At 65.1% G+C, this 21,913-nt stretch carries 20 protein-coding genes, 1 other RNA gene and 1 pseudogene; 12 read left to right on the forward strand and 10 right to left on the reverse strand.

Annotation, left to right across the window (positions count from 1 at the left end; genetic code table 11):
• Nucleotides 1-6: 6 nt before the first annotated feature.
• The 3 genes from NJ69_RS04200 to NJ69_RS04210 all read left to right on the forward strand — a co-directional run bounded on the left by NJ69_RS04200 (nucleotide 7) and on the right by NJ69_RS04210 (nucleotide 2,793).
• Nucleotides 7-1,572: an ABC transporter substrate-binding protein gene (locus NJ69_RS04200; protein WP_039576434.1), complete on the forward strand. Its 1,566-nt coding sequence runs from the start codon at nucleotides 7-9 to the stop codon at nucleotides 1,570-1,572.
• Between the two features lie 64 nt (nucleotides 1,573-1,636).
• Nucleotides 1,637-2,164, forward strand: coding sequence for a CMD domain-containing protein (locus NJ69_RS04205; protein WP_039576436.1), 528 nt, complete (start codon nucleotides 1,637-1,639; stop codon nucleotides 2,162-2,164).
• Complete coding sequence (locus NJ69_RS04210; RefSeq protein ID WP_039576438.1) at nucleotides 2,161-2,793, forward strand: peroxidase-related enzyme; 633 nt, start codon at nucleotides 2,161-2,163, stop codon at nucleotides 2,791-2,793. The genes NJ69_RS04205 and NJ69_RS04210 overlap by 4 nt, the downstream gene beginning before the upstream one ends.
• On the opposite strand, the pseudogene NJ69_RS04215 reads toward NJ69_RS04210, so the two are convergent.
• Nucleotides 2,783-3,010, reverse strand: a pseudogene (locus NJ69_RS04215) (transposase); the annotation flags it as partial. The gene NJ69_RS04210 and the pseudogene NJ69_RS04215 overlap by 11 nt on opposite strands.
• 165 nt (nucleotides 3,011-3,175) lie before the next feature.
• Here NJ69_RS04215 and ffs point away from each other — a divergent pair.
• From ffs to NJ69_RS04235, 5 genes are all read left to right on the forward strand, one after another.
• Nucleotides 3,176-3,270: signal recognition particle sRNA small type (ffs, locus tag NJ69_RS23110), an RNA gene on the forward strand.
• Between the two features lie 231 nt (nucleotides 3,271-3,501).
• Nucleotides 3,502-4,548, forward strand: coding sequence for an N-acetylmuramidase family protein (locus NJ69_RS04220; RefSeq protein WP_039576442.1), 1,047 nt, complete (start codon nucleotides 3,502-3,504; stop codon nucleotides 4,546-4,548).
• A gap of 1 nt (nucleotide 4,549) precedes the next feature.
• Nucleotides 4,550-5,170, forward strand: a complete 621-nt coding sequence (locus NJ69_RS04225; RefSeq protein ID WP_052191988.1) for a hypothetical protein — start codon at nucleotides 4,550-4,552, stop codon at nucleotides 5,168-5,170.
• A gap of 86 nt (nucleotides 5,171-5,256) precedes the next feature.
• Nucleotides 5,257-5,682 carry a hypothetical protein gene (locus NJ69_RS04230; protein WP_039576444.1) on the forward strand — a complete coding sequence of 142 codons (426 nt, stop codon included), beginning with the start codon at nucleotides 5,257-5,259 and terminating at the stop codon, nucleotides 5,680-5,682.
• A gap of 9 nt (nucleotides 5,683-5,691) precedes the next feature.
• Nucleotides 5,692-7,632 carry a hypothetical protein gene (locus tag NJ69_RS04235; protein ID WP_039576445.1) on the forward strand — a complete coding sequence of 647 codons (1,941 nt, stop codon included), beginning with the start codon at nucleotides 5,692-5,694 and terminating at the stop codon, nucleotides 7,630-7,632.
• On the opposite strand, the gene NJ69_RS04240 is transcribed toward NJ69_RS04235, so the two are convergent.
• Complete coding sequence (locus tag NJ69_RS04240; RefSeq protein WP_039576447.1) at nucleotides 7,626-8,384, reverse strand: substrate-binding periplasmic protein; 759 nt, start codon at nucleotides 8,382-8,384, stop codon at nucleotides 7,626-7,628. The two genes, NJ69_RS04235 and NJ69_RS04240, sit on opposite strands and share 7 nt — an antisense overlap.
• A 128-nt stretch (nucleotides 8,385-8,512) precedes the next feature.
• On the opposite strand from NJ69_RS04240, the gene dnaX reads away from it, so the two are divergent.
• The 3 genes from dnaX to recR all read left to right on the forward strand — a co-directional run bounded on the left by dnaX (nucleotide 8,513) and on the right by recR (nucleotide 11,629).
• The gene (gene dnaX / locus NJ69_RS04245; RefSeq protein ID WP_039576450.1) at nucleotides 8,513-10,546 is read left to right on the forward strand and encodes a DNA polymerase III subunit gamma/tau; all 2,034 of its coding nucleotides are present in this window, start codon (nucleotides 8,513-8,515) and stop codon (nucleotides 10,544-10,546) included.
• 61 nt (nucleotides 10,547-10,607) lie between these two features.
• Nucleotides 10,608-10,943, forward strand: coding sequence for a YbaB/EbfC family nucleoid-associated protein (locus tag NJ69_RS04250; RefSeq protein ID WP_029614614.1), 336 nt, complete (start codon nucleotides 10,608-10,610; stop codon nucleotides 10,941-10,943).
• Between the two features lie 83 nt (nucleotides 10,944-11,026).
• Complete coding sequence (gene recR / locus NJ69_RS04255; RefSeq protein ID WP_039576452.1) at nucleotides 11,027-11,629, forward strand: recombination mediator RecR; 603 nt, start codon at nucleotides 11,027-11,029, stop codon at nucleotides 11,627-11,629.
• A gap of 57 nt (nucleotides 11,630-11,686) precedes the next feature.
• Here recR and NJ69_RS04260 read toward each other — a convergent pair whose 3' ends face one another.
• From NJ69_RS04260 to gcl, 8 genes are all read right to left on the reverse strand, one after another.
• Nucleotides 11,687-12,685 (reverse strand): sulfate ABC transporter substrate-binding protein, encoded by a 999-nt coding sequence (locus NJ69_RS04260; protein WP_039576454.1) that lies wholly within the window; start codon nucleotides 12,683-12,685, stop codon nucleotides 11,687-11,689.
• Nucleotides 12,686-12,779: 94 nt separating this feature from the next.
• Entirely contained in the window at nucleotides 12,780-13,610 is an 831-nt protein-coding gene (locus tag NJ69_RS04265) for an ion transporter (protein WP_039576456.1), read from the reverse strand.
• 46 nt (nucleotides 13,611-13,656) lie between these two features.
• A complete protein-coding gene (locus NJ69_RS04270; protein ID WP_039576458.1) occupies nucleotides 13,657-14,532 on the reverse strand; it encodes an urea transporter in 876 nt (291 codons plus the stop codon).
• A 103-nt stretch (nucleotides 14,533-14,635) separates the two neighbouring features.
• Nucleotides 14,636-16,051 (reverse strand): pyruvate kinase, encoded by a 1,416-nt coding sequence (pyk, locus tag NJ69_RS04275; RefSeq protein ID WP_039576460.1) that lies wholly within the window; start codon nucleotides 16,049-16,051, stop codon nucleotides 14,636-14,638.
• The gene (locus NJ69_RS22165) at nucleotides 16,048-17,322 is read right to left on the reverse strand and encodes a glycerate kinase type-2 family protein (RefSeq protein ID WP_052191991.1); all 1,275 of its coding nucleotides are present in this window, start codon (nucleotides 17,320-17,322) and stop codon (nucleotides 16,048-16,050) included. Before NJ69_RS22165 ends, pyk begins: the two co-directional genes overlap by 4 nt.
• A gap of 104 nt (nucleotides 17,323-17,426) precedes the next feature.
• A complete protein-coding gene (locus tag NJ69_RS04295) occupies nucleotides 17,427-18,314 on the reverse strand; it encodes a 2-hydroxy-3-oxopropionate reductase (protein ID WP_039576466.1) in 888 nt (295 codons plus the stop codon).
• Nucleotides 18,315-18,409: 95 nt separating this feature from the next.
• The gene (hyi, locus tag NJ69_RS04300) at nucleotides 18,410-19,234 is read right to left on the reverse strand and encodes a hydroxypyruvate isomerase (RefSeq protein WP_039576468.1); all 825 of its coding nucleotides are present in this window, start codon (nucleotides 19,232-19,234) and stop codon (nucleotides 18,410-18,412) included.
• Between the two features lie 48 nt (nucleotides 19,235-19,282).
• Entirely contained in the window at nucleotides 19,283-21,058 is a 1,776-nt protein-coding gene (gene gcl, locus NJ69_RS04305) for a glyoxylate carboligase (RefSeq protein ID WP_039576470.1), read from the reverse strand.
• Between the two features lie 372 nt (nucleotides 21,059-21,430).
• Between gcl and NJ69_RS04310 the strand changes: the two genes are divergently transcribed.
• Nucleotides 21,431-21,871 (forward strand): GlcG/HbpS family heme-binding protein, encoded by a 441-nt coding sequence (locus NJ69_RS04310; RefSeq protein WP_039576471.1) that lies wholly within the window; start codon nucleotides 21,431-21,433, stop codon nucleotides 21,869-21,871.
• The last annotated feature ends 42 nt before the right edge of the window (nucleotides 21,872-21,913 follow it).

Consider the following 21,913-nt stretch of genomic DNA (forward strand, 5'->3'; position numbering starts at 1 on the left):
AACCCCATGCAACCACGTGTTCGCTCGCTGCTCGCCTCGGCGCTGATTCTGGCGGCCGGTAGTGTCTCGGCGCAGGACCTGCGCATCGGCTATGCCGACCCTGTTTCATCCCTCGACCCACAACTGAACAACTACGCCGGTGACCGCTCGGTGGCGCTGCACGCCTTCGAGTCGCTGGTCAACCGCCACGACGACAAGACCCTGCCGGGCCTGGCCAAAAGCTGGAAAGTCGTCGACCCCACCACCTGGGAGTTCACCCTGCGTGATGACGTCAAGTGGCAGGACGGCACGCCGCTGACCGCCGACGACTTCGTGTTCTCGTTCGAGCGTGCGCGCAACGTGCCAGGCAGCGTGGCGTCCTACGCCGGCGCAACGCGCACCGTGGCCGCGGTGCAGGCCAAGGGTGAGCACACGGTGATCATCAAGACCCGCATTCCGAATGCCAACCTGCTGCCGGACGTCGACTCGATCTACATCGTCAGCCGCCATGCCGGTGCCAACGCCAGCAGCGCCGACTACAACAGCGGCAAGGCAACCATCGGCACCGGGCCTTACCGCTTCGTCTCGTACGTGCCGGGCGACCGCACAATCTTCGAACGCAACGCCAGCTACTGGGGCGCCAAACCCACCTGGGACAAGGTCGATTTTCGCTTCATCGCCAACGCCGCCAACCGCACCGCGGCCTTGCTGGCGGGCGACGTCGATGTGATCGACAAGGTTTCGCCCACCGATGTCGAGCGGCTGCGCAAGACGCCGGGCTTCAATGTGTTCGCCTACCAGGGACTGCGCGCGCTGATCATCCAGCCAAGCTTCCGCGAGGGGCCCAACGAATTCATCCGCGACAACAGCGGCAAGTCGTTGGCGCAGAACCCGCTGCGCGATGTACGGGTGCGCCAGGCGCTATCGCTGGCGATCAACCGCCAGGCCATCGACCAGCGCATCATGCAAGGCACGGTCACCGAGGCCAACCAGTGGATGCCGGCCAATACCTTCGGCTACAACCCCGAGGTCAAGAACATCCCTTACGATCCGCAGCAAGCAAAGGCGCTGCTGGCCCAGGCTGGTTTCCCCGAAGGTTTCCAGCTCACCGTGCACGTGCCGGGCGACCGCTACCCGCAAGCGCCAGAAGCGATGCAGGCGGTGGCGCAGTTCTGGTCGCGGGTTGGTGTGAAGGTGCAGCTTGAAGTGCTGCCATGGGCGGTATATGCCGGCAAGGCCAACAAGAACGAACTGGCCGTGAGCGTGATCGCCTGGGGCAACGGTACCGGCGAGGCGGCCTATGCGCTAACCAACATCCTCACCACCGTGGACAGCGCCAAAGGGCAGGGCGCCTCCAACTGGGGCCGCTATAGCAACCCGCTGGTGGACAAGGCGCTGCTCGACTCCACCGCGGAGTTCGACGACACGCGCAGGCGCCAGATCCTCGAAGGCGCGGTAAAGGTAGTTAGCGACGACGTGGGCATCATCCCGTTGTTCCACTACCAGAACATCTGGGCTGCGCGCAAAGGCCTGAAGGTCGAACCGCTGGTCAGCGACCGCACTGCCGCGATCATGGTCACCGAACAACCTTGAACCCCAGGCGTTGCCCGAATCGCGCAGCCGCGGGCAACGCTGCCAACCCAGCAGGAACCCTGCCATGACTTCGAACGTCCCAACCCCCGTCGCCGTCGACATGCTCGACAGCCTCCTGCAACTGCAGCCCGGCACTGCCGAGCATGCTCTGCGTCATGCCCGTGACAAGGTCGTCTCGGCGACCCAGGCCAGCCACGCACTGTTTTTTGCCGCCGAGGGCCATAAGCTGTCGCTTTACGAGCGTTTGTGGGTGGCGTACTACGCCGCCTACCTCACGCCGCAGGCCGCACTGGCCGCTCACTATCTTGAGCATCTGCAAGCCGAGGGCCTGGACAGCGCAGTGCTGGCCAGCCTCCACTCAGGCAACCTTGATGCGCTCGAGAATGTGCGCTTGGGCGCCATCCTTACTTTCACCCGCACCCTAATCCAGTCGCCCAGGCATGGCGACCAGACCGCACTGCGGGCTTTGCAGCAGGCAGGATTGGGTACCGAGGAAGTCGTAGTGCTGGCACAGCTGATCGCTTATTTGTCCTACCAGGTGCGCCTTGCGGCCGGCCTGGGGGCATTGTTCGCCACAGGAGACGCAGCATGAGCGAGACGATACGCAGCAATGGCTTTACCAACGAGGTACTAAGCTGGAAGGCTTGGCTGCCAACTGTCGAGCTGGCCAGCGCCACGCCGGAACAAGTGACTGTGCTGGAAGAGAGCCACCCACAGGCAAAAACCTCGGACTACTACCTGACCCTGGCCCACCATCCGGCCATACTGCGTCAGCGCTCGCTAGCGTTCAACGCCATCATGTATGCGCCGGGCGGCTTGCCGCGGGCCGAGCGCGAGTTGGCAAGCACCGTGGTGTCGCGGCTGAACGAATGTATCTATTGTGCATCGGTGCATGCCCAGCGTTTTGAGCAACTCGCTAAGCGAAACGATGTCGTTGCACAGATTTTCGCTGACCCGGCTACCGCTGGAGTGAGTGAACGTGAGCAGGCTATTGTCCAGTTCTCAATCGTGCTGACGCTCGAGCCTGCTTCGCTAAACGCGAGCCATATCGAGTCGCTTCGAGCTCAGGGGCTGGATGACGGGCAGGTGCTGGATCTCATTCATTCGATTTCTATTTTCGCGTGGGCCAACCGACTGATGCTGAATTTAGGTGAGCCGGTTTTTCCGGGGGCTCAAGAAAGCCGGGAAAATAGCTGCCCTGACGCAGTTAAGGGATTTTGAGATCGACATCGCCAGCGCGGGTTTGCCAGAGGCGATCATGGTAGCCGTTGCGGCTATTTATCCAGTCAGCGCTTTTAACGTCGAAGCCGGCGCCGCACAGACTTTCGACATCGAATTCCATCATGCGCTGGGCAACGAACTGGATCATTTGCTTGAGCAGATCAGCGTCTGACCCTTCCTCAGCCAACTCGGTCAGTGCGATAGTGGGCTTGGTCATCGTGGTTTCCCTGGTGAGTGTTAGGTCTTCGCAAATTCAACGTTAGCCAAGAACCACGATGACCACTCTCTTTCGCCCACAGGGCGCCTTCGGCTGGTTCAGTTACACCACTTCTCGGGACACGATCTCTGCCTGAAATCGTTGATCCATAATCGTTGCATTGATAAACGGATTCCCGAGCATGTTCGCTGCGATCTGGTCAGGCCCGGAAGGGAGCAGCCACAGCGGGAACATCGAGTGCCGGGGTGTGGCTGGTGGGGCCGCCACCTTTCTGTAGCAGCAAAATCCCTCGCCACGTCCCCCCTCACCCGCACCCCATGCCACCCGCCGCATGCGATTTCGTGCAGCCCCTCCCAACTCCAACTGCCGCAACTGGACAACTCAAAACACCCTTGCTAGTTTCCCCGAGCCATATGTTTCAACGTGTAACTACGGCGCGAAACTGACATTGAAGTGCTATCACTTCACCCACTCGGCAAGGACGCAATCCCATGAAAAGCTTGCAAGGCCTCCCCAGTCTCATCAGCGCGTCGGTGGGTACGCCCGGCAAGGCGCGCAACTTGCCAGCCGATGTCCAGTGCATTCAATACCTCTTCAACCTGATCGGCACGCAGCTGGGTTTTCCGCTGCCGGAAAATGGCCGCTGCGATAACCAGTTGGTGCAGCGCATCAGCCAATACCAGTTCCGCCAACTCAAGTACGCGCACCCCGATGGGGTGGTGGACCCCCGGGGGCGTACCTTCAACAGCCTCATCGAACAGGCCGTGCGGGTGCCGGTCAAGCTCAGCCCGGCGCTGCGCCTGCCCACCTTCGTCAATGCCTTCGCCAACAACGGCAATGCCCAGGTGCAGGGCACGGTCAATCATTACCTGGACCGGGTACGGGCGATGATCGAGGCCGAGCGGCGCAATCGGGAGATGGTGTTGCAGGTCACCTGCGACGGTAATACCAGCCTCAGCGACACCGACTTCGAGAATGCCGCCAAGCGATTGGGCAACGGGATCTCGGCCAACCTGATCAAAGCCTTCGCCACCGTGGAATCCGGTGGTCGATCAGGCTTCGGTCCGGCCCGGTTGCCGGTGATCGCGTTCGAAGGCCATATCTTTCAACGGCTGACCAAGCACAAGTACGACCAGACCCACCCGCTGCTGTCGTACAAGTATGTGAGAAAGGCCGGACCGCAATGGCAGGTCAACAACAAGGACCAGACCAAGGCCTGGGAAACCATGGCCACAGCGTTCGGTTTGGATCAAGACGCCGCCTTGCAGTCGGCCTCCTGGGGCATGTTCCAGATGATGGGGTTCAACTTCGCCGATTGCGGTCATGCCAATGTGTTTGAATTCGTCGCGGCCATGAAACTCAACGCCGGCAAGCAACTCGATGGCTTCCTCGGCTTCTGTGCAAAACGCCCAGCCTTCATCAAGGCCGCCAAGAACAAGGATTATGTCGGCATGGCCACCAGTTACAACGGCTCGGATTATGGCGACTACGACGTGCGTATCAAGAAAGCCTACGAAGCACTCGAAGGGAAGAAATGACATGAACCACCTGTTTTCCCGCGCGCTGCACACCGGTGCGGCGCTGCTGCTGGGACTGTCCTGCGCCGTGCAGGCCAGCGCTGCCGAGATCAAGGCCGGTCAATACGACGCGCTGATGCTGGCGGTCACCCCCGACCACCAGGTCGAGGGCTACTATTCCGAAACCCTCGGTCAAGGCGTCACCCGCACCTGTTCGTTCTACCTCAAAGGGCCGATCAACGGCGACGGTGCCGTGCCGCTGAACACCTGGGAGTACGACAGCTTCCCCGGCAGCCTGAAGGCCACCGCCGACGGGGTTACCCTCACCATCGAGAAGGGCCGGGAACACTCAGGTTGCGCCAGTGTGATGATGCCGCAGATCGCCACCGGGCTGGATCTCAGCCGTTACGCTGAAAAGCCGTGGATCGGCCTGCTCAAGATCAGCGCCGACAAGGCTTATCTGCGCAAGCAGGCGCGCGGCAGCACCAGCAAGCGCCCCTACATCGTCAAAGACGACGTGGTCGGTGTGCTGGCGTTCAAGGACGGTTGGGCCAAGGTCGAGTTCATCAATGACAACGACCGCTCGTTCAGCGGCTGGATCAGCCAGGAACAGTACAGCCGTCTGGTGCCACCCAAGCCTTGAGGCGTGTCGCGGCACCTGCTTTTATCGCCGAACAGGCTTATGATGCGCCTCTCGCAGCCCACCCATTCCTGAGAGAGGTCATCAGCATGGATCAGGTTGACGATCTGACCCGCCAGCGCATTCGTGACTGGCAAGCCCGCCGTCTGCAGATCAAGGATGAGATGGCCAGCCATCCCGAGCGCACCCTCGAACTGTCGACGCTGCTCGACCAGATGGAAGACGAGCACGCGCGCATTCTCGGCGAGGCCACGCCGCTGGCTACCCAGCCTGAAGCCCCGGAAGAGGCTGAACCGGCACCGGGCCTGGCGTTGCGCCTGAGCGTCTCGGCGCGCAGCGCAGCCGACCTGCGCAAGCTGCTGGAACTGGCGCTGCATGAGCTCGACGGTGCGTTGACTGCCCAGGCGGCCGCGTCGGCTGACAGCCTTCGCCGGTATCCGGGCGGCATGTCCGGCTCGTTGGGCACTTATGCCTATGAACTCCAAGCCACACCCCATCCCGATTCCGCTGAATGACCTGCGCGCATGCAACCTGAACATTACGATTTCGCCACCGCCGCCTTTTTGCCGGTCAGTCTGGAGGTGTGCCAGGCCCTGCTCGACGACGCCAGTGCCCTGGACGGTCTGAGCGACCCGGAGCTGGCTGCGCTGCTGGTGATCCAGAACCTGGCGCAGGCGCGCGAGCAGGTGCTCGATCCGACCGCGGCCGAGCGGGTGCTGGTCAAGCTGTTGCACTGGTCGGTCCATGGTCCGCATTCGGCAGGGGTGACCCTGACGTCCGAGGCGCAGCGCCTGTTCGACGCCCACAAGCTGTATTTCGGCCTGGAACTGCTCAAGGGCTCGCGCCTGCACCTGATGGACGCCGAGGAGGTGGCCGAGCGCGCTTACCTGCTGCCCGACGGCACCTGGGACACGCGCTTTCGCGCGCAGCGTCACCAGGCCCACAACCCGTTCAGCCAGCAGGCCATCACCGGCTTCAACAAGGAGCGCTGGCTCACCACCGAGCAGGACAAGCTGCTGCGCGTGCTGCGTGCCAATCCCGACGAGGACCTGCACGTGCAGGGCTATGCCGGCATCGGCAAGAGCTACCTGCTCGGTGCGCTGATCGACTGCCTGCCCAAAGGCCGGGTGCTGGCCCTGGCGCGCACACCGAACAAGCTCGACGCCCTGCGCCGCCGAATCGGTAGCGGCTCGCGCGCCGGCAAGACCTTCGCCGAGTTCGCCCAGGCCCTGATCAGCGGCCCCGGCGGCTATGCGCCGCGCTCGCCAGCGCGGTTGCCGAGCAAGCGTGCGGTCGCCGAACGCCTGGCGATCATGGGCTTTCGTCAGTACGACGGCGAGAAGACCCTGGATATCGCGCTGGAAGTACTCAAGCGCTACTGCGAATCGCGCGAGCACAGCCTCAGCGCCCAGCACCTGCCGCACTTCGCCCAAGCGTTGAGTCGCGCCGACGCCCAGGTGCTGCTCGAGTACACCAGTCGCCTGTGGCTTTACGTGCAGGATCATCCCGCCTGGGACCGCCAGACCGGTTTCGCCACGCTGCTGCTGCTCAAGCGCGCCAGCCTGTCCGGCCACAGCGTGCCGAGCCGTTACAGCCATGTGATCGTCGACGAAAGCCAGGACATGCCCGGCCCGCTGCTGCAGATCATCGAGCGCGGTCGTCAGGTGCTGATCACCCTGGGCGACGAGTACCAGCGTGCCGACGGCCCAGGGCTGCGCCGCGGTCGCCAGGTGCGCCAGCGCGACATTGCCTTCTCGGTGCGCTGCGGGCAAAAAGTCGAGAAGTTGATCAATCCGCTGATCGGCATGCACTCGAACAAGTCCAAGCTGGCGTTCGAGGGCGCCGGCAGCGTCGAGGTGGGCATCGAGTACTATCCGCTGGACTTCGTGCCCCCGCCTGGTTGCGTGGTGCTGACCGCTTCGCTGTGGGACTCGATGAAGTGGGCCCTGCAATTGGCCGACAACCAGTGCCAGGTCGGTTTCGCCGACAACCCGGCGATGAAGCGCTTCATGCACAGCGCCGTGCAGTTGTTCCGCGCCGACCTGTATGGCGCAGGCAGCGAGGGCGAGCAGACTCACCCGGCGTTCGCCCATGCGTTGAACTGGCGGCAGGTGCAAGACGAGCATCGCTATGACGAGTCGTTCCTGTGGGTCGAGGCGCGCTTGCAGGCCGGTTTTCGCATCGCCGACCTCAACGCCCTGGCCACGCGCTTCAGTCAGGACCCCGGCAGCCTGCTGCTGATGCCGGCGCAGGAGGCCGGCGGTCAGGAGTTCGACCGCGTGCTGCTGACCCAGGAACTGATGGCGCTCAGCCCGTTCCAGGACGCCTACGCCTTCGACAGCCGCCTGTGCGCGGTGTACATCGCCCTGTCACGGGCGCGCCGCCACCTCTATCTGCCCTATGACGTGGAAGAGTGGGTGGCCTATCACAAAGGCCGCACGTTCCGGCAGTCGCATGGCTATTGATCGGCACTCTGCAGTTCCGCGGCCTGGGTGTAGCGCTGGACGATACGCTCCACTTCGCCGGACTGCTTGAGCCGGACCATGGCGCGCAGCACGCGCTGGGCCGGGATGTTCGGATCGTTGCGCACCATGCAGCCCAGGTCCTGTTCCTCGAGCAGCAACAACGGACGCAGACGTTGCTCGGCCGGTTGCTGGCGATTGAACCACTGCAGTGACAACTGGTTGCTCACCGCGTAGCGGTAGCGGCCGGCCTGCAGTTTTTGCAGGGCCAGGTCCTGGTTGCGGCTGTCTTCGCGCTGTAGCAGGTGCTGGGCGAACAGCGGCTGGAGGGCGGGGTAGGTGTAGCCGAGCACGGTGCCGATGGCTTGAGCCGGCAACTGCGCCAGCCCACCGGGCAGGGTGTCGCCGGCACGCCCCACCAGCAGGTCGCGCTGGCGGATCAAGGGCACGCTCCAGATGAAATTGCCCGGGCGCTCATTGAGCCAGTCGCTGGCCACGTAGCAGCGCACGTCGATGTCGCCGTCGAGCATCGCCTGTTCCAGGCGCAGGCGCGCCAGCACATGGTACTGCGGGGTGATCTCGGCTTCGCGGGCCACCGCCTGCATCAGGTCGAAGAGAATGCCCTGGACCGGCACCTGATCCTCCAGGCGGATCAAGGGCATGCTCCAACTTTCGGCGATGGAAAAGCGCATCACCGACGGCTCGGCCAGCGCGCTGGCGCTGCACACGGACAGGATGGCGAGAAATCGGCGCACGTCTACCCTCCAGGTTCATTCACGATTTCAGCGGCGTGTACCGCAGGCATGCGGCGCAGGGTGCAATTTTGCCCCCGCTCCGCTAGCATTGGCGATCTTCCGCTTGTTCTGGCTGCGATGGTTTTTCGATGAGTTATCAGGTTCTTGCACGTAAATGGCGGCCGCGCTCGTTCCGCGAGATGGTCGGGCAGACCCATGTGCTCAAGGCATTGATCAACGCCCTGGACAACCAGCGCCTGCACCACGCCTATCTGTTCACCGGCACGCGCGGCGTGGGCAAGACCACCATCGCGCGGATCATCGCCAAGTGCCTGAACTGCGAAACCGGCATCACCTCCACCCCCTGCGGCACCTGTTCGGTGTGTCGCGAAATCGACGAGGGCCGCTTCGTCGACCTGATCGAGATCGACGCCGCCAGCCGCACCAAGGTCGAGGATACCCGCGAACTGCTCGACAACGTGCAGTACGCACCGAGCCGCGGGCGCTTCAAGGTCTACCTGATCGACGAAGTGCACATGCTCTCCAGCCATTCCTTCAATGCCTTGCTCAAGACGCTGGAGGAGCCGCCGCCCTACGTCAAGTTCATCCTCGCCACCACCGATCCGCAGAAGCTGCCGGCGACCATCCTGTCGCGCTGCTTGCAGTTCTCGCTGAAGAACATGAGCCCGGAGCGGGTGGTCGAGCACTTGAGCCACGTGCTCGAGGCCGAAAACGTGCCGTTCGAGCAGGACGCCTTGTGGCTGCTCGGCCGCGCCGCCGACGGTTCGATGCGCGATGCCATGAGCCTGACCGACCAGGCCATCGCCTTCGGCGAGGGCAAGGTGCTGGCCGCCGACGTGCGGGCGATGCTGGGCACGCTGGATCATGGTCAGGTCTACGGCGTGCTTCAGGCGCTGCTCGAAGGCGACGCCCGCGCGCTGCTGGAGGCAGTGCGCGAGCTGGCCGAGCAGGGCCCGGACTGGAGAGGCGTGCTGGCCGAGATGCTCAATGTGCTGCACCGGGTGGCCATCGCCCAGGCGCTGCCCGAGGCGGTGGACAACGGCCAGGGCGACCGTGACAAGGTGCTGGCCCTGGCCGCCGCGCTGCCGGCCGAGGACGTGCAGTTCTATTACCAGATGGGCCTGATCGGCCGACGTGACCTGCCCCTGGCACCGGAGCCGCGCGGCGGCTTCGAGATGGTCCTGCTGCGCATGCTGGCGTTCCGTCCGGCTGATGCCGACGACGCCCCGAAACCGGTGCTAAAGCCGGTGGGGATCAGCCAGGCCACAGCTGATCCCGCCCAGCCGGTGGCGACGGTGGCGGTTGCCGAGGCGCCTGCGCCGGTCGTCGAGCCGGCCCCGGCGCCGGCCGTCGAAGCGCCGCTGCCCGCCGAGCCTGCGGTACCGGTGCAAGCCGAACCCGTCGCCCAGGACGAACCTGACGTCGAGCCCGCCGATGAACACGCTGTCGAGGAGGTGATCGACCTGCCGTGGGAAGCGGCCGTGGCGCCTGAGCCCCAAGCGCCTGCGCCTGTCGCGGCTCCCGCCCCGGTCCAACCGCCGCGTGGCCAGCCTGATTACGACGAGCCGCCCTTCGATCCAGGCGCCTATGCGTCGGTCGGGATGGAACGCGACGACGACGGCCCGGATGACGACTACTACGCGCCCGAAGCCGACCCCGCCAGCTTCACCTACCTGGACGAGCTGGCCGAGCACGTGCACGAAGCCGAACCGCTCACCCCGCCCGAGCCGCTGCCAGCGGCCCAGCCGGCCACCGGGCTAGCCCTGCAGTGGCTGGAATTATTCCCGCACTTGCCGGTCTCGGGTATGACAGGCAACATCGCCGCGAACTGCACGCTGATCCGCGCCGAAGGCGACGACTGGCTGCTGCACCTGGACCCGGGGCAGGGCGCGCTGTTCAACAGTACCCAGCAACGGCGCCTGAACGAAGCGCTCAACCAGCACCTGGGGCGCAGCCTGCGCCTGCAGATCGAGCTGATTCGCCCCGAGCAGGAAACCCCAGCCCAGGCCGCCGCGCGCAAGCGCGCCGAGCGTCAGCACGACGCCGAGGTGTCGATCGAGCAAGACCCGCTGGTCCAGCAGATGATCCAGCGGTTCGGCGCACGCGTGCGCCACGATACAATCGAACCCGTGGAGACCGCCCAGGCCAGTCCTGGGCAGTGAACGAACACCCTGCACCCGACCCAGAGCCGGGTGCATACATGACCCAATCGAGGATTTCCCCATGATGAAAGGTGGCATGGCCGGCCTGATGAAGCAGGCCCAGCAGATGCAGGAAAAAATGGCCAAGATGCAGGAAGAACTGGCCAATGCGGAAGTCACCGGTCAGTCCGGCGCCGGCCTGGTCAGCGTGGTGATGACCGGTCGTCACGATGTCAAGCGGGTCAATATCGACGCCAGCCTGATGACCACCGACCCGGACGACAAGGAAGTGCTCGAGGACCTGATCGCTGCGGCGCTGAACGACGCCGTGCGCAAGATCGAGCAGAACAGCCAGGACAAGATGGGCAACATGACCGCTGGCATGCAACTGCCGCCGGGCTTCAAGATGCCGTTCTGAGGGGTTCTCGGACACCTACAGGGAGCACGGTCCTCTGACCGCTGCTCCCTTCTTCATTCTGCACCACTGACAGGCCTGTCCCCATGAGTTTCAGCCCTTTGATCCGCCAACTGATCGACGCCCTGCGCGTGCTCCCCGGCGTCGGCCAGAAAACCGCCCAGCGCATGGCCCTGCAGTTGCTCGAACGCGACCGCAGCGGCGGCACGCGCCTGGCCCAGGCCCTTGGCCAGGCCATGGAGGGCGTTGGCCACTGTCGCCAGTGCCGCACCCTCACCGAACAGGAACTGTGCCCGCAATGCGCCGACCCACGGCGCGACGACACCCAACTGTGCGTGGTGGAAGGGCCGATGGACGTGTATGCGGTGGAACAGACCGGCTATCGCGGCCGCTACTTCGTGCTCAAGGGGCACCTGTCGCCGCTCGACGGCCTCGGCCCCGAGGCCATTGGCATTCCACAGTTGATGGCGCGCATAGAAGAGCAGGGCACCTTCACCGAGGTGATCCTGGCGACCAACCCGACCGTGGAGGGCGAGGCCACCGCGCACTACATCGCCCAGTTGCTGGCCGAGAAGGGCCTGACCGCTTCGCGCATCGCCCACGGCGTGCCGCTGGGTGGCGAGCTGGAACTGGTCGATGGCGGCACGCTGGCGCATGCTTTCGCGGGCCGCCGACCGATTTCGCTCTAGCGTCAAGCGGCGCCGTCGCGGCAGCCAGGTGCTGCGGCGACGGCGCGAGCGGCCTGATTACTGGCCGGTGTAGATCTGGTCGAACACGCCACCGTCGTTGAAGTGGGTCTTCTGCACGGTGCGCCAGTCGCCGAAGGTCTTCTCCACCGAGAGGAAATCGACTTTCGGGAAGCGGTCGGTGTACTTGGCCAGAACCGTGGCATCGCGCGGGCGCAGGTAGTTCTGAGCGGCGATCTCCTGGGCCGCTGGCGACCACAGGTATTTCAGGTATTCCTCGGCCACGGCCTGGGTACCCTTCTTGGCCACCACCTTGTCGACCACGCTGACCGGCGGCTCGGCCTCGGCCGACACGCTCGGGTAGACCACCTCGAATTGATCGCGGCCAAATTCACGAGCGATCATCTCCGCCTCGTTCTCGAAGGTCACCAACACGTCGCCGATCTGGTTGGTCATGAACGTGGTGGTGGCAGCGCGACCCCCGGTGTCGAGCACCGGCGCCTGCTTGAACAGCTTGCCGACGAACGCGCGCGCCTTGGCCTCGTCACCGCCCTGCTTGAGCACATAGCCCCAGGCCGAGAGGTAGGTGTAGCGGCCGTTACCCGAGGTCTTGGGGTTCGGCACGATCACCTGGACGCCGTCCTTGAGCAGGTCCGGCCAGTCTTTCAGGGCTTTGGGGTTGCCCTTGCGCACGATGAGCACGGTGGCCGAAGTGAAGGGCGCACTGTTGTTCGGCAGACGGCTGACCCAGTTGTCCGGGATCAGCTTGCCGTTGTCGACCAACGCGTTGATGTCGGTGGCCATGTTCATGGTGATCACATCGGCCGGCAGGCCGTCGATCACCGCGCGCGCCTGTTTGCTCGAACCGCCGAAGGACATCTGCACATTGACCTTCTCCTGGTGCTCTTGCTCCCAGTGCTTCTGGAATGCCGGGTTGTAGTCCTTGTAGAAGTCGCGCATCACGTCGTAGGACACGTTCAACAGCGTCGGTGCGGCCTGGGCCAGCGTGCCCAGCGTAAGCCCGGCGACGAGCAGCGAGGCACTGAAGAGTTTTTTCACAGCGGGCGATCCTTGTTGTGAGTGAAAGTTTGGCAATTTGCCAGCAACTATAACCGTGGGTTCTTGCGCCTTTAAAGACCGAAACGGACTTTGCTTATGCCTGTCCGGCCTTGGGAAACAACGGGTTGCCGCAGCGCGAGCAGAATGCCGCCGCCGGCTCGTGGGTGTTCTTGGCACAGGTGGGGCAGTCGTGGCGCAACTGCTCGCCGCGCATGGCGTTGGCCAGCTCGGCGGTGAAGATGCCGGTGGGCACCGCGATGATCGAGTAACCGATGATCATCACCATCGAGGACACCACCTGGCCAAGCGGCGTCCTGGGCACGATGTCGCCGAAGCCCACGGTGGTCAGGGTGACGATGGCCCAGTAGATACCCTTGGGAATGCTGGTGAACCCATGTTCGGGGCCTTCGATCACGTACATCAGCGTGCCGAACACCGTCACCAGGGTCGAGACGCTGACCAGGAACACGATGATCTTCTGCTTGCTGCCGCGCAGTGCATCGAGCAGGTAGTGCGCCTGCTTGAGGTAGGGGCCGAGCTTGAGCACGCGGAAAATGCGCAGCATGCGGATGACCCGCACGATCAGCAGGTACTGGGCGTCGCTGTAGTACAGGGCGATGATCCCCGGCACGATAGCCAGCAGGTCGACCAGCCCGTAGAAACTGAAGGCGTAGCGCAGCGGCTTGGGCGAGCAGTACAGGCGCGTCAGGTATTCGGCGAGGAAGATCGCCGTGAAGCCCCACTCGATGCCTGCCAGCAGGCCTGAGTAACTGCGGTGCACCTCGTCGATGCTGTCGAGAATGACCGTGACCAGGCTGGCGAGGATGATCAGCAGCAGGGTTTTGTCGAAGCGTCGGCCAGCCACCGTGTCGGACTGGAAGACGATGACGTAGAGCCGCTCGCGCAGGCTCGCAGGTGTGTCCATCTGAAGCGTTCCATAGGGCGTAGCGGCTGAGCCTATGGCCTGGCTCTCAGCCGTGCAAGCGTTGCACGTTGCGCCGCCGCGCGAGCCCGGCGAGATGGCCGCCCAGGTGCATCAGCCAGCAGGCGATGACGAAGGGTGCGGTGAGCGACGGCAGCGCGGCATGCGCGAACAGGGCCTGCACCAGCAGGGCCAGGGCGATGGCCAGCAGGGTGATCCAAGGACGCTCGCCGTGCCGGCTGAACGCCAGCGCCGCCAGGGCGGTGTTGAAACCGTACAGCCCCAGCGCCGCGGCCTGGGGCTGGTCAGCCAGCAGGGCCGCACCACCGCCGAGCGTCGAGCCGAGCACGGCCCAGAGCGCCGCGTAGGGATGGGCGATCAACAGGCCGAGTACGATCAACAGCCCGGCCAGCGGCGCGTCCAGCAGGAACACCTGGCCCAGCCCGCGCAGCACGCCTTGCACGGGTTCGCCCGCCACCACCAAGGGCGCGGCGGGTTCGGCGAGCGCCAGGGCCGCCCAGCCCAGGAGCACGAAGGGTGCCGTGTAGGCCGTCAGCAAGGGCCCGCCGCGCTTGCGCCATTGGTGCGTGAGCATGCTCGACAGGCCCCCGGCGGCGAGAATCAAGGGCGGCAGGATGGCCGACCACGGCAGCACGGCGCTGATCAGCAGGCCGATCAGCACGCCGTTGTAGCTGTACAGCCCGGCCTGGCGGTCGGCGCGCTCGTAGCCTCGGCGTTGTGCCGTGAGCAGCCCGGCGAGCGCGCCGAGCAGGGCGCCGCCGACCAGGGCCGGCGCCGTGAGCAGGATGGCCAGCAGGCAGCACACGCCGCACAGGGGATTGCGCAGCAGCAGGACCTGGCTGAAGCCGTTGAGCAGGGCCGTGGCCCAGTCGGGGCACGGGTTGACGAAGTTCTTGGTGTACATGGGGCAGTCAGTGAAGGTGGCAGGAAGGCGCTGGGCCTCTTCGGGCCTCGGTTTTGCGCCGTGTCGTGGTGCGCTGCGCGGCGGCGGGTAGCCGCCCCGGCAGTCAGATCAGGGTCTCGATCCTCAAGGTGTTGGTGGTGCCCGGTTTGCCGAAGGGCACCCCGGCGGTAATCAGCAAGGTATCGCCGCGACAGGCCATACCTTGGGCCTGGGCGATCTCCAGCGCTGTCGAACAGATTTCGTCGACCTGATGCAGGCGGTCGTTGACCACCGAATGCACGCCCCAGGTCAGGCTCAGGCGTCGGGCGGTGCGCAGGTTGGGCGTCAGGTTGAGGATCGGCGCCGTCGGCCGTTCGCGCGCGGCACGCAGGGTCGAGGCGCCCGACTCGCTGTAGTTGACCAGCACCGCCACCGGCAGGATGGCGCTGATACGGCGGATGGCGCAGCTGATGGCGTCCGACACCGTGGCCTCGGCCTTGGGCCGGGCGACGTCGAGCTGGGCCTGGTAGTCCGGGCCGTTCTCCACCTGGCGAATGATCTTGCTCATCATCTGCACCGCTTCCATCGGGTAGTCGCCGGACGCCGTCTCGGCCGACAGCATCACCGCATCGGCGCCTTCGGCCACGGCATTGGCCACATCGGTGACCTCGGCGCGGGTCGGCGCCGGAGAAAAGCGCATGGACTCGAGCATCTGCGTGGCCACCACCACTGGCTTGCCCAACTGGCGGCAGGTGCCGATGATGCGTTTCTGGATCTGCGGCACCTGCTCGGCCGGCACCTCCACACCCAGGTCGCCACGGGCGATCATGATCGCATCGGCCAGTTCGGCGATGGCCTGCAGGTGCTCCACCGCCGAAGGCTTCTCGATCTTGGCCATCAGGTAGGCACGCTCGCCGATCAGTTGCCGGGCCTCGACGATATCCTCCGGGCGCTGCACGAACGACAACGCCACCCAGTCCACCCCCAGTTCCAGGCCGAAGGCCAGGTCGCGGCGGTCCTTGTCGGTGAGTGGCGAGAGGTCGAGCAGCGCCTGGGGCACATTGACGCCCTTGCGGTCGGACAACTCGCCCCCGACCAGCACCTCGGTGTCGATGGCCTCGGCGTGCTTGGCGACAACCCGCAGGCGCAGCTTGCCGTCGTCCAGCAGCAGGTCCATGCCCGGCTGCAACGCCGCGATGATCGCCGGGTGCGGCAGGTTGACCCGCTGGCTGTCGCCCGGTGTCTCGTCCAGGTCCAGGCGCAGGTGCTGGCCGCGCTGCAAGTGCACCTGGCCTTCGGCGAAGCGCCCGACGCGCAGCTTCGGCCCTTGCAAGTCCATGAGGATGCCCAGCGGCCGATTCATCTGCTGCTCGACCTCGCGGATCCACTGGTAGCGCAGGGCGTGGTCGGCGTGCTCGCCGTGGCTGAAGTTGAGGCGAAACAGGTTGACCCCGGCCTCGACCAGTTGGCGCACCGCGTCGCGGCTGCCGATGGCAGGCCCCAGGGTCGCGAGGATCTTCACTTTCTTGTCGAGCGTCATGGATGCGGGGCCTCGAGGATCAGAATGGCGCGGAAGTCGTTGACGTTGGTGCGGGTCGGTTCGGTGATGACCAGGGCGTCGAGTGCGGCGAAGTAGCCGTAGCCGTCGTTGTTGTCCAGCGCGGCGCTGCTCGACAGGCCCAGGGCCTGGGCGCGGGCGTAGGTGTCCGGGGTCATCAAGGCGCCGGCGTTGTCTTCCGAGCCGTCGATACCGTCGGTGTCGCCGGCCAGGGCATAGACGCCGGGCAGTCCCTTGAGGCTGTCGGTGAGGCTCAGCAGGAATTCGGCATTACGCCCGCCGCGGCCGGTGCCGCGCACGGTGACGGTGGTCTCGCCGCCGGACAGAATCACGCAGGGCGGCTTGAGCGGCTGGCCATGCAGGACGATCTGACGGGCGATGCCGGCATGCACTTTGGCCACCTCGCGCGCCTCGCCCTCCAGGTCGCCGAGGATCAGTGGGCTGAAGCCGGCCCGGCGGGCGGCGACCGCGGCGGCTTCCAGGGATTGCTGGGGCTTGGCGATCAGTTGGAAATGGCTGCGGCTGAGCGCCGGGTCGCCTGGCTTGACGGTTTCCGACGCGGGATCGTGCAGCCAGTCGATCACGGCCTGCGGCGCGTCGATGGCGTAGCGCTTGAGAATCGCCAACGCGTCGGCCGAGGTGCTGGGATCGGCCACGGTCGGCCCGGAGGCAATGACCGTGGCCAGGTCGCCCGGCACATCGGAAATGGCGTAGGTGTAGACACTGGCGGGCCAGCAGGCCTTGGCCAGACGCCCACCCTTGATCGCCGAGAGGTGCTTGCGCACGCAGTTCATCTCGCCGATGGTGGCGCCGGACTTGAGCAGCGCCTTGTTTACCTGTTGCTTGTCCGCCAGGCTCAGCCCCGCGGCGGGCAGCGCCAATAGCGCGGAGCCGCCACCGGACAGCAGAAAGATGACCCGGTCGTTTTCAGTCAGGTCGCTCACCAGCGCCAGCACCCGCGTGGCCACGGCCAGCCCGGCCGCGTCGGGCACCGGATGGGCCGCTTCGACCACTTCGATGTTCTGGCAGCGTGCGCCGTGCCCGTAGCGGGTGACCACCAGTCCGCTGACCTCACCCTGCCAGCACTGCTCGACCACTTCGGCCATGGCCGCCGCAGCCTTGCCCGCGCCGATGACGATGACCCGCCCACTGCGATCGGCAGGCAGATGGCCCTCAAGGACCTGACGAGGATGTGCAGCCGCAATGGCCGTTTCAAACAATTCGAGCAGACGTTTCTGTGCATCGACCAACATGGCACTCTCCTAAGCGGCAAGCTACAAGCGGCAAGCTGCAAGCCGATCTGCTTTAGCTTGCAGCTTGCAGCTTGCCGCTTGCCGCTTGCCGCTCGAATCTTCGGCTAGTCGCGAATGGAAAAGTTGGCCATGTGCTCGAGGCCTTTGATCAGCGCCGAGTGGTCCCAGTTGCCGCCGTCCAGGGCCTGGCAGGTGTTGAACACCTGCTGGGCGTTGGCGGTGTTGGGCAGGTTGATGCCCAGCTCCTTGGCGCCCTGCAGGGCCAGGTTGAGGTCTTTCTGGTGCAGGTTGATGCGGAAACCTGGATCGAAGGTGCCCTTGATCATGCGCTCGGCGTGCACCTCGAGAATCTTCGAGGAGGCGAAGCCGCCCATCAGCGCCTCGCGCACCTTGGCCGGGTCGGCGCCGTTCCTGGCTGCGAACAACAACGCTTCGGCCACCGCCTGGATATTCAGGGCGACGATGATCTGGTTGGCCACCTTGGCGGTCTGGCCGTCGCCGCTGCCGCCGACGCGGGTGATGTTCTTGCCCATGGCCTGGAACAGCGGCAGGGCGCGCTCGAAGGCCTTTTCGCAACCGCCGACCATGATGCTCAGGGTCGCAGCCTTGGCGCCGACCTCGCCGCCTGAGACCGGTGCGTCCAGGTAGGTCGCGCCGCTGCGTTCGATCTTCTCGGCGAAAGCCTTGGTGGCGGTGGGCGAAATCGAGCTCATGTCGATCACCACCTTGTTCGGGCCGACGCCCTCGGCGACGCCCTGCTCGCCGAATAGTACCCCCTCGACCTGCGGCGTGTCGGGCACCATGACGATGATGAACTCGGCCTCCTGGGCCACTTCCCTGGGGTTGGCCAGGGCCACCGCGCCGGCGGCGATCAGGTCGGCGGGGGCCGCTGAGTGGTGGGTGGAGACGAACAGGCTGTGACCTGCCTTTTGCAGGTTCTGGGCCATGGGCTTGCCCATGATGCCGGTGCCGATGAAGCCGATCTTGGCCATGAGAATGTGCCTCTTTTTATTAGCGTTGTGGGTAGCTGATCGCGGGGCTGCCACGAAACCCTGTGGGAACGGGCTTGCCCCGCGAATGCGTTCGGTCAGGCGATGGAGGTGTCTGTGCGGGCGCTTTCGCGGCACACGCCCGCGCCCACCTGGGTCTTCAGCCAGCCCAGGCCGGCTTCGGTCGTGGTCAGCGGTTTGTACTCGGCGCCCACCCACCCCTGGTAACCGATACGGTCCAGGTGCTCGAACAGGAAGCGGTAGTTGATCTCGCCGGTGCCGGGCTCGTGGCGACCGGGGTTGTCGGCCAGTTGCACGTGGTTGATCAGCGCCAGGTTGGCTTGCAGCGTGCGCGCCAGGTCGCCTTCCATGATCTGCATGTGGTAGATGTCGTATTGCAGGTACAGGTTGGCACTGCCGACTTCGGCCTGGATCTCCAGGGCCTGCGCCGTGGTGTTCAGGTAGAAGCCGGGGATGTCACGGGTGTTGATCATCTCCATGACCAGACGGATACCGGCGGCCTGGAGTTTGTCGGCGGCGTACTGGAGGTTGGCGACGAAGGTCTGGCGCACGCTGGCCTCGTTCGCCGCAGGCGGACGGATGCCGGCCAGGGCGTTGACCTGGGTATTGCCCAGCACCTTGGCGTAGTCGATGGCCTTGTCGACGCCGGCGCGGAATTCCTCGACCCGGTCCGGGTGGCAGGCGATGCCGCGCTCGCCGCTGGCCCAGTCGCCGGCGGGCAGGTTGAACAGCACCTGGGTCAGGCCATGGGCCTGCAGCTCGCGCTGGATGTCGTGGGCGCTGAAGTCGTAGGGAAACAGGTATTCGACACCGCTGAAGCCCGCGTCGGCGGCGGCCTTGAAGCGGGCCAGGAAGTCCTGTTCGGTGAACAGCATGGACAGGTTGGCGGCAAAGCGCGGCATGGGAGTCTCCTTGCGTGGGCAGGCCCCGCCTGGGCGGGGCGTGGGCAGTCAGTCGAGCAGCGAGAGGGCGGTTGGCGCGTCATTGCCGACCAGCGCCAGGTCTTCGAATTCGTTGACCGCATTGATCTCGGTGCCCATGGAAATATTGGTCACGCGCTCGAGTATCACCTCGACCACCACCGGTACGCGCAACTGCTGGGCCATTTCCTGCGCCTTGCGCAGGGCCGGGGCGATGTCGTTCGGCTCGAACACCCGCAGTGCCTTGCAGCCCAGGCCCTCGACCACCGCGACGTGGTCCACGCCGTAGTTGCCGGCCTCGGTGGCGTTGATGTTCTCGAAGGCGAGTTGAACACAGTAGTCCATGTCGAAGCCACGCTGGGCCTGGCGGATCAGGCCGAGGTAGGCGTTGTTCACCAGCACGTGGACATAGGGCAGGTTGAACTGCGCGCCCACGGCCAGTTCCTCGATCATGAACTGGAAATCGTAGTCGCCCGACAGCGCCACCACCTGGCGCGCAGGGTCGGCCTTGACCACGCCGAGGGCGGCGGGGATGGTCCAGCCCAGCGGGCCGGCCTGGCCGCAGTTGATCCAGTGCCGTGGCTTGTACACATGCAGGAACTGCGCGCCAGCGATCTGCGACAGGCCGATGGTGCTGACATAGCAGGTGTCCTTGCCGAACACCTGGTTCATCTCCTGGTACACCCGCTGCGGCTTGACTGGCACCTGGTCGAAGTGGGTCTTGCGTTGCAGGCTGGCCTTGCGCTGCTGGCAGTCCTGCAACCAGTCCTTGCGGCACTTGAGCTTGCCGGCCGCCTGCCACTCGCGGGCCACCTCGATGAATGCGTCGAGCGCCGCGCCGGCATCGGAGACGATCCCCAGGTCCGGGGTGAACACCCGGCCGATCTGGGTGGGCTCGATGTCCACGTGAATGAAGCGGCGGCCCTCGGTGTAGACCTCCACGGAGCCGGTATGGCGGTTGGCCCAGCGGTTGCCGATGCCGAACACCAGGTCGGATTTGAGCAAACTGGCATTGCCGTAGCGGTGCGAGGTTTGCAGCCCGACCATGCCGACCATCTGCGGATGATCATCGGGCAGGCAGCCCCAGCCCATCAAGGTCGGGATCACCGGCACGCCGGTCAGTTCGGCGAATGCCACCAGCTTGTCGCTGGCATCGGCATTGATGATGCCGCCGCCGGCCACCAGCAGCGGGCGTTCGGCGTCGTTGAGCAGTGCCAGGGCCTTTTCCGCCTGGATGCGCGTGGCCGAGGGCTTGTGCACCGGCAGCGGCTCGTAGGCCTCGATGTCGAACTCGATCTCGGCCATCTGCACGTCGAACGGCAAATCGATCAGCACCGGGCCGGGGCGGCCGCTGCGCATTTCGTGGAAGGCTTTCTGGAAGGCGTAGGGCACCTGGCCTGGCTCCAGCACGGTGGTCGCCCACTTGGTCACCGGCTTGACGATGCTGGTGATGTCCACCGCCTGGAAGTCTTCCTTGTGCAGGCGCGAGCGCGGCGCCTGGCCGGTGATGCAGAGGATGGGGATGGAGTCGGCCGAGGCACTGTACAGGCCAGTGACCATGTCGGTGCCGGCAGGACCGGAGGTGCCGATGCACACCCCGATGTTGCCGGGGTTGGCGCGGGTATAGCCTTCAGCCATGTGCGAGGCCCCTTCGACATGGCGCGCGAGGACGTGATCGATGCCGCCAACCTTCTTCAGGGCCGAGTACAGCGGGTTGATCGCCGCGCCTGGAATGCCGAAGGCGGTGTCGACGCCTTCCCGGCGCATGACCAGTACGGCGGCATCGATTGCTCTCATTTTGCTCATGTCTTGTGCCTCATTTATTTTGTAATTGTATACAACGCGACTTGCGGACGAGTGTATTCATGGTCTGAGTTCAAGGTCAATGGGTTTTCATCGGATGCTCAGCAGATCGAATTGATGAGTGGGCGTGGCGCTTGATTGGTGCTGCTTTGCAGCCCTGTCGCGACACCGGACCGCTCCCATACCTAACGCGTGAGCTCAGGTTTTCGGGCAATTCTCGGGGACGGCTGCGGGACGTAGGAAGGCCACGACGCAGTGTGAACGTGCCGAAGCGTCAGGCGAATTGATCGAAATTATTGTATACAAATATCTATTATTCTGTGCTCTATTGGTCCGCCTGCATTCCGGCCCCACACAACAATAAAAGGACCTCCCATGACTGCACTCACCCTCAACGTCGCCAACACCCTGGTCCACGCCGCGCTCTGCGCTGGACGCCGGATCGACGCGGCCCCTCTCACCGTGGCCGTGCTGGACGCCGGCGGGCATCTGTTGGCCTTGCAGCGCGAGGACGGGGCCAGCCTGCTGCGTCCGCAACTGGCCACGGCCAAGGCCTGGGGCGCGGTGGCGCTGGGTAAGGGGTCGCGCCTGCTGGCGCTGGACGCGCAGCAGCGCCCGGCGTTCTTCGCCGCGCTCAACGGGCTGGGTGACGGCGCCGTGGTACCGGCGCCGGGAGGCGTGCTGATTCGCGATCAGGCCGGCACGGTGCTGGGCGCGCTGGGCATCAGTGGCGATACCTCGGATGTCGACGAGCAGTGCGCGATCAGTGCGATCGAGTCGCTGGGGTTGCGCGCAGATGCGGGCGCGGCGGTGTGAGCCGGCGGGCAGTGTCGGGCCCTTGGCAGGTGAAGGCCCGGG

The organism is Pseudomonas parafulva, from assembly GCF_000800255.1.
GTDB classification, from domain to species: domain Bacteria; phylum Pseudomonadota; class Gammaproteobacteria; order Pseudomonadales; family Pseudomonadaceae; genus Aquipseudomonas; species Aquipseudomonas boreofloridensis.

Excerpts from the sequence above, each read along its gene's own strand:
- NJ69_RS04265 (WP_039576456.1), bottom strand. The coding sequence starts at position 13,610 with ATGGACACACCTGCGAGCCTGCGCGAGCGGCTCTACGTCATCGTCTTC.
- hyi (WP_039576468.1), bottom strand. The coding sequence starts at position 19,234 with ATGCCGCGCTTTGCCGCCAACCTGTCCATGCTGTTCACCGAACAGGAC.
- NJ69_RS04210 (WP_039576438.1), top strand. The coding sequence starts at position 2,161 with ATGAGCGAGACGATACGCAGCAATGGCTTTACCAACGAGGTACTAAGC.
- NJ69_RS04235 (WP_039576445.1), top strand. The coding sequence starts at position 5,692 with ATGCAACCTGAACATTACGATTTCGCCACCGCCGCCTTTTTGCCGGTC.
- recR (WP_039576452.1), top strand. The coding sequence starts at position 11,027 with ATGAGTTTCAGCCCTTTGATCCGCCAACTGATCGACGCCCTGCGCGTG.
- NJ69_RS04205 (WP_039576436.1), top strand. The coding sequence starts at position 1,637 with ATGACTTCGAACGTCCCAACCCCCGTCGCCGTCGACATGCTCGACAGC.
- NJ69_RS04225 (WP_052191988.1), top strand. The coding sequence starts at position 4,550 with ATGAACCACCTGTTTTCCCGCGCGCTGCACACCGGTGCGGCGCTGCTG.
- NJ69_RS04295 (WP_039576466.1), bottom strand. The coding sequence starts at position 18,314 with ATGGCCAAGATCGGCTTCATCGGCACCGGCATCATGGGCAAGCCCATG.
- NJ69_RS04270 (WP_039576458.1), bottom strand. The coding sequence starts at position 14,532 with ATGTACACCAAGAACTTCGTCAACCCGTGCCCCGACTGGGCCACGGCC.
- NJ69_RS04230 (WP_039576444.1), top strand. The coding sequence starts at position 5,257 with ATGGATCAGGTTGACGATCTGACCCGCCAGCGCATTCGTGACTGGCAA.
- NJ69_RS04250 (WP_029614614.1), top strand. The coding sequence starts at position 10,608 with ATGATGAAAGGTGGCATGGCCGGCCTGATGAAGCAGGCCCAGCAGATG.
- NJ69_RS22165 (WP_052191991.1), bottom strand. The coding sequence starts at position 17,322 with ATGTTGGTCGATGCACAGAAACGTCTGCTCGAATTGTTTGAAACGGCC.
- dnaX (WP_039576450.1), top strand. The coding sequence starts at position 8,513 with ATGAGTTATCAGGTTCTTGCACGTAAATGGCGGCCGCGCTCGTTCCGC.
- gcl (WP_039576470.1), bottom strand. The coding sequence starts at position 21,058 with ATGAGCAAAATGAGAGCAATCGATGCCGCCGTACTGGTCATGCGCCGG.
- NJ69_RS04220 (WP_039576442.1), top strand. The coding sequence starts at position 3,502 with ATGAAAAGCTTGCAAGGCCTCCCCAGTCTCATCAGCGCGTCGGTGGGT.
- pyk (WP_039576460.1), bottom strand. The coding sequence starts at position 16,051 with ATGACGCTCGACAAGAAAGTGAAGATCCTCGCGACCCTGGGGCCTGCC.
- NJ69_RS04200 (WP_039576434.1), top strand. The coding sequence starts at position 7 with ATGCAACCACGTGTTCGCTCGCTGCTCGCCTCGGCGCTGATTCTGGCG.
- NJ69_RS04310 (WP_039576471.1), top strand. The coding sequence starts at position 21,431 with ATGACTGCACTCACCCTCAACGTCGCCAACACCCTGGTCCACGCCGCG.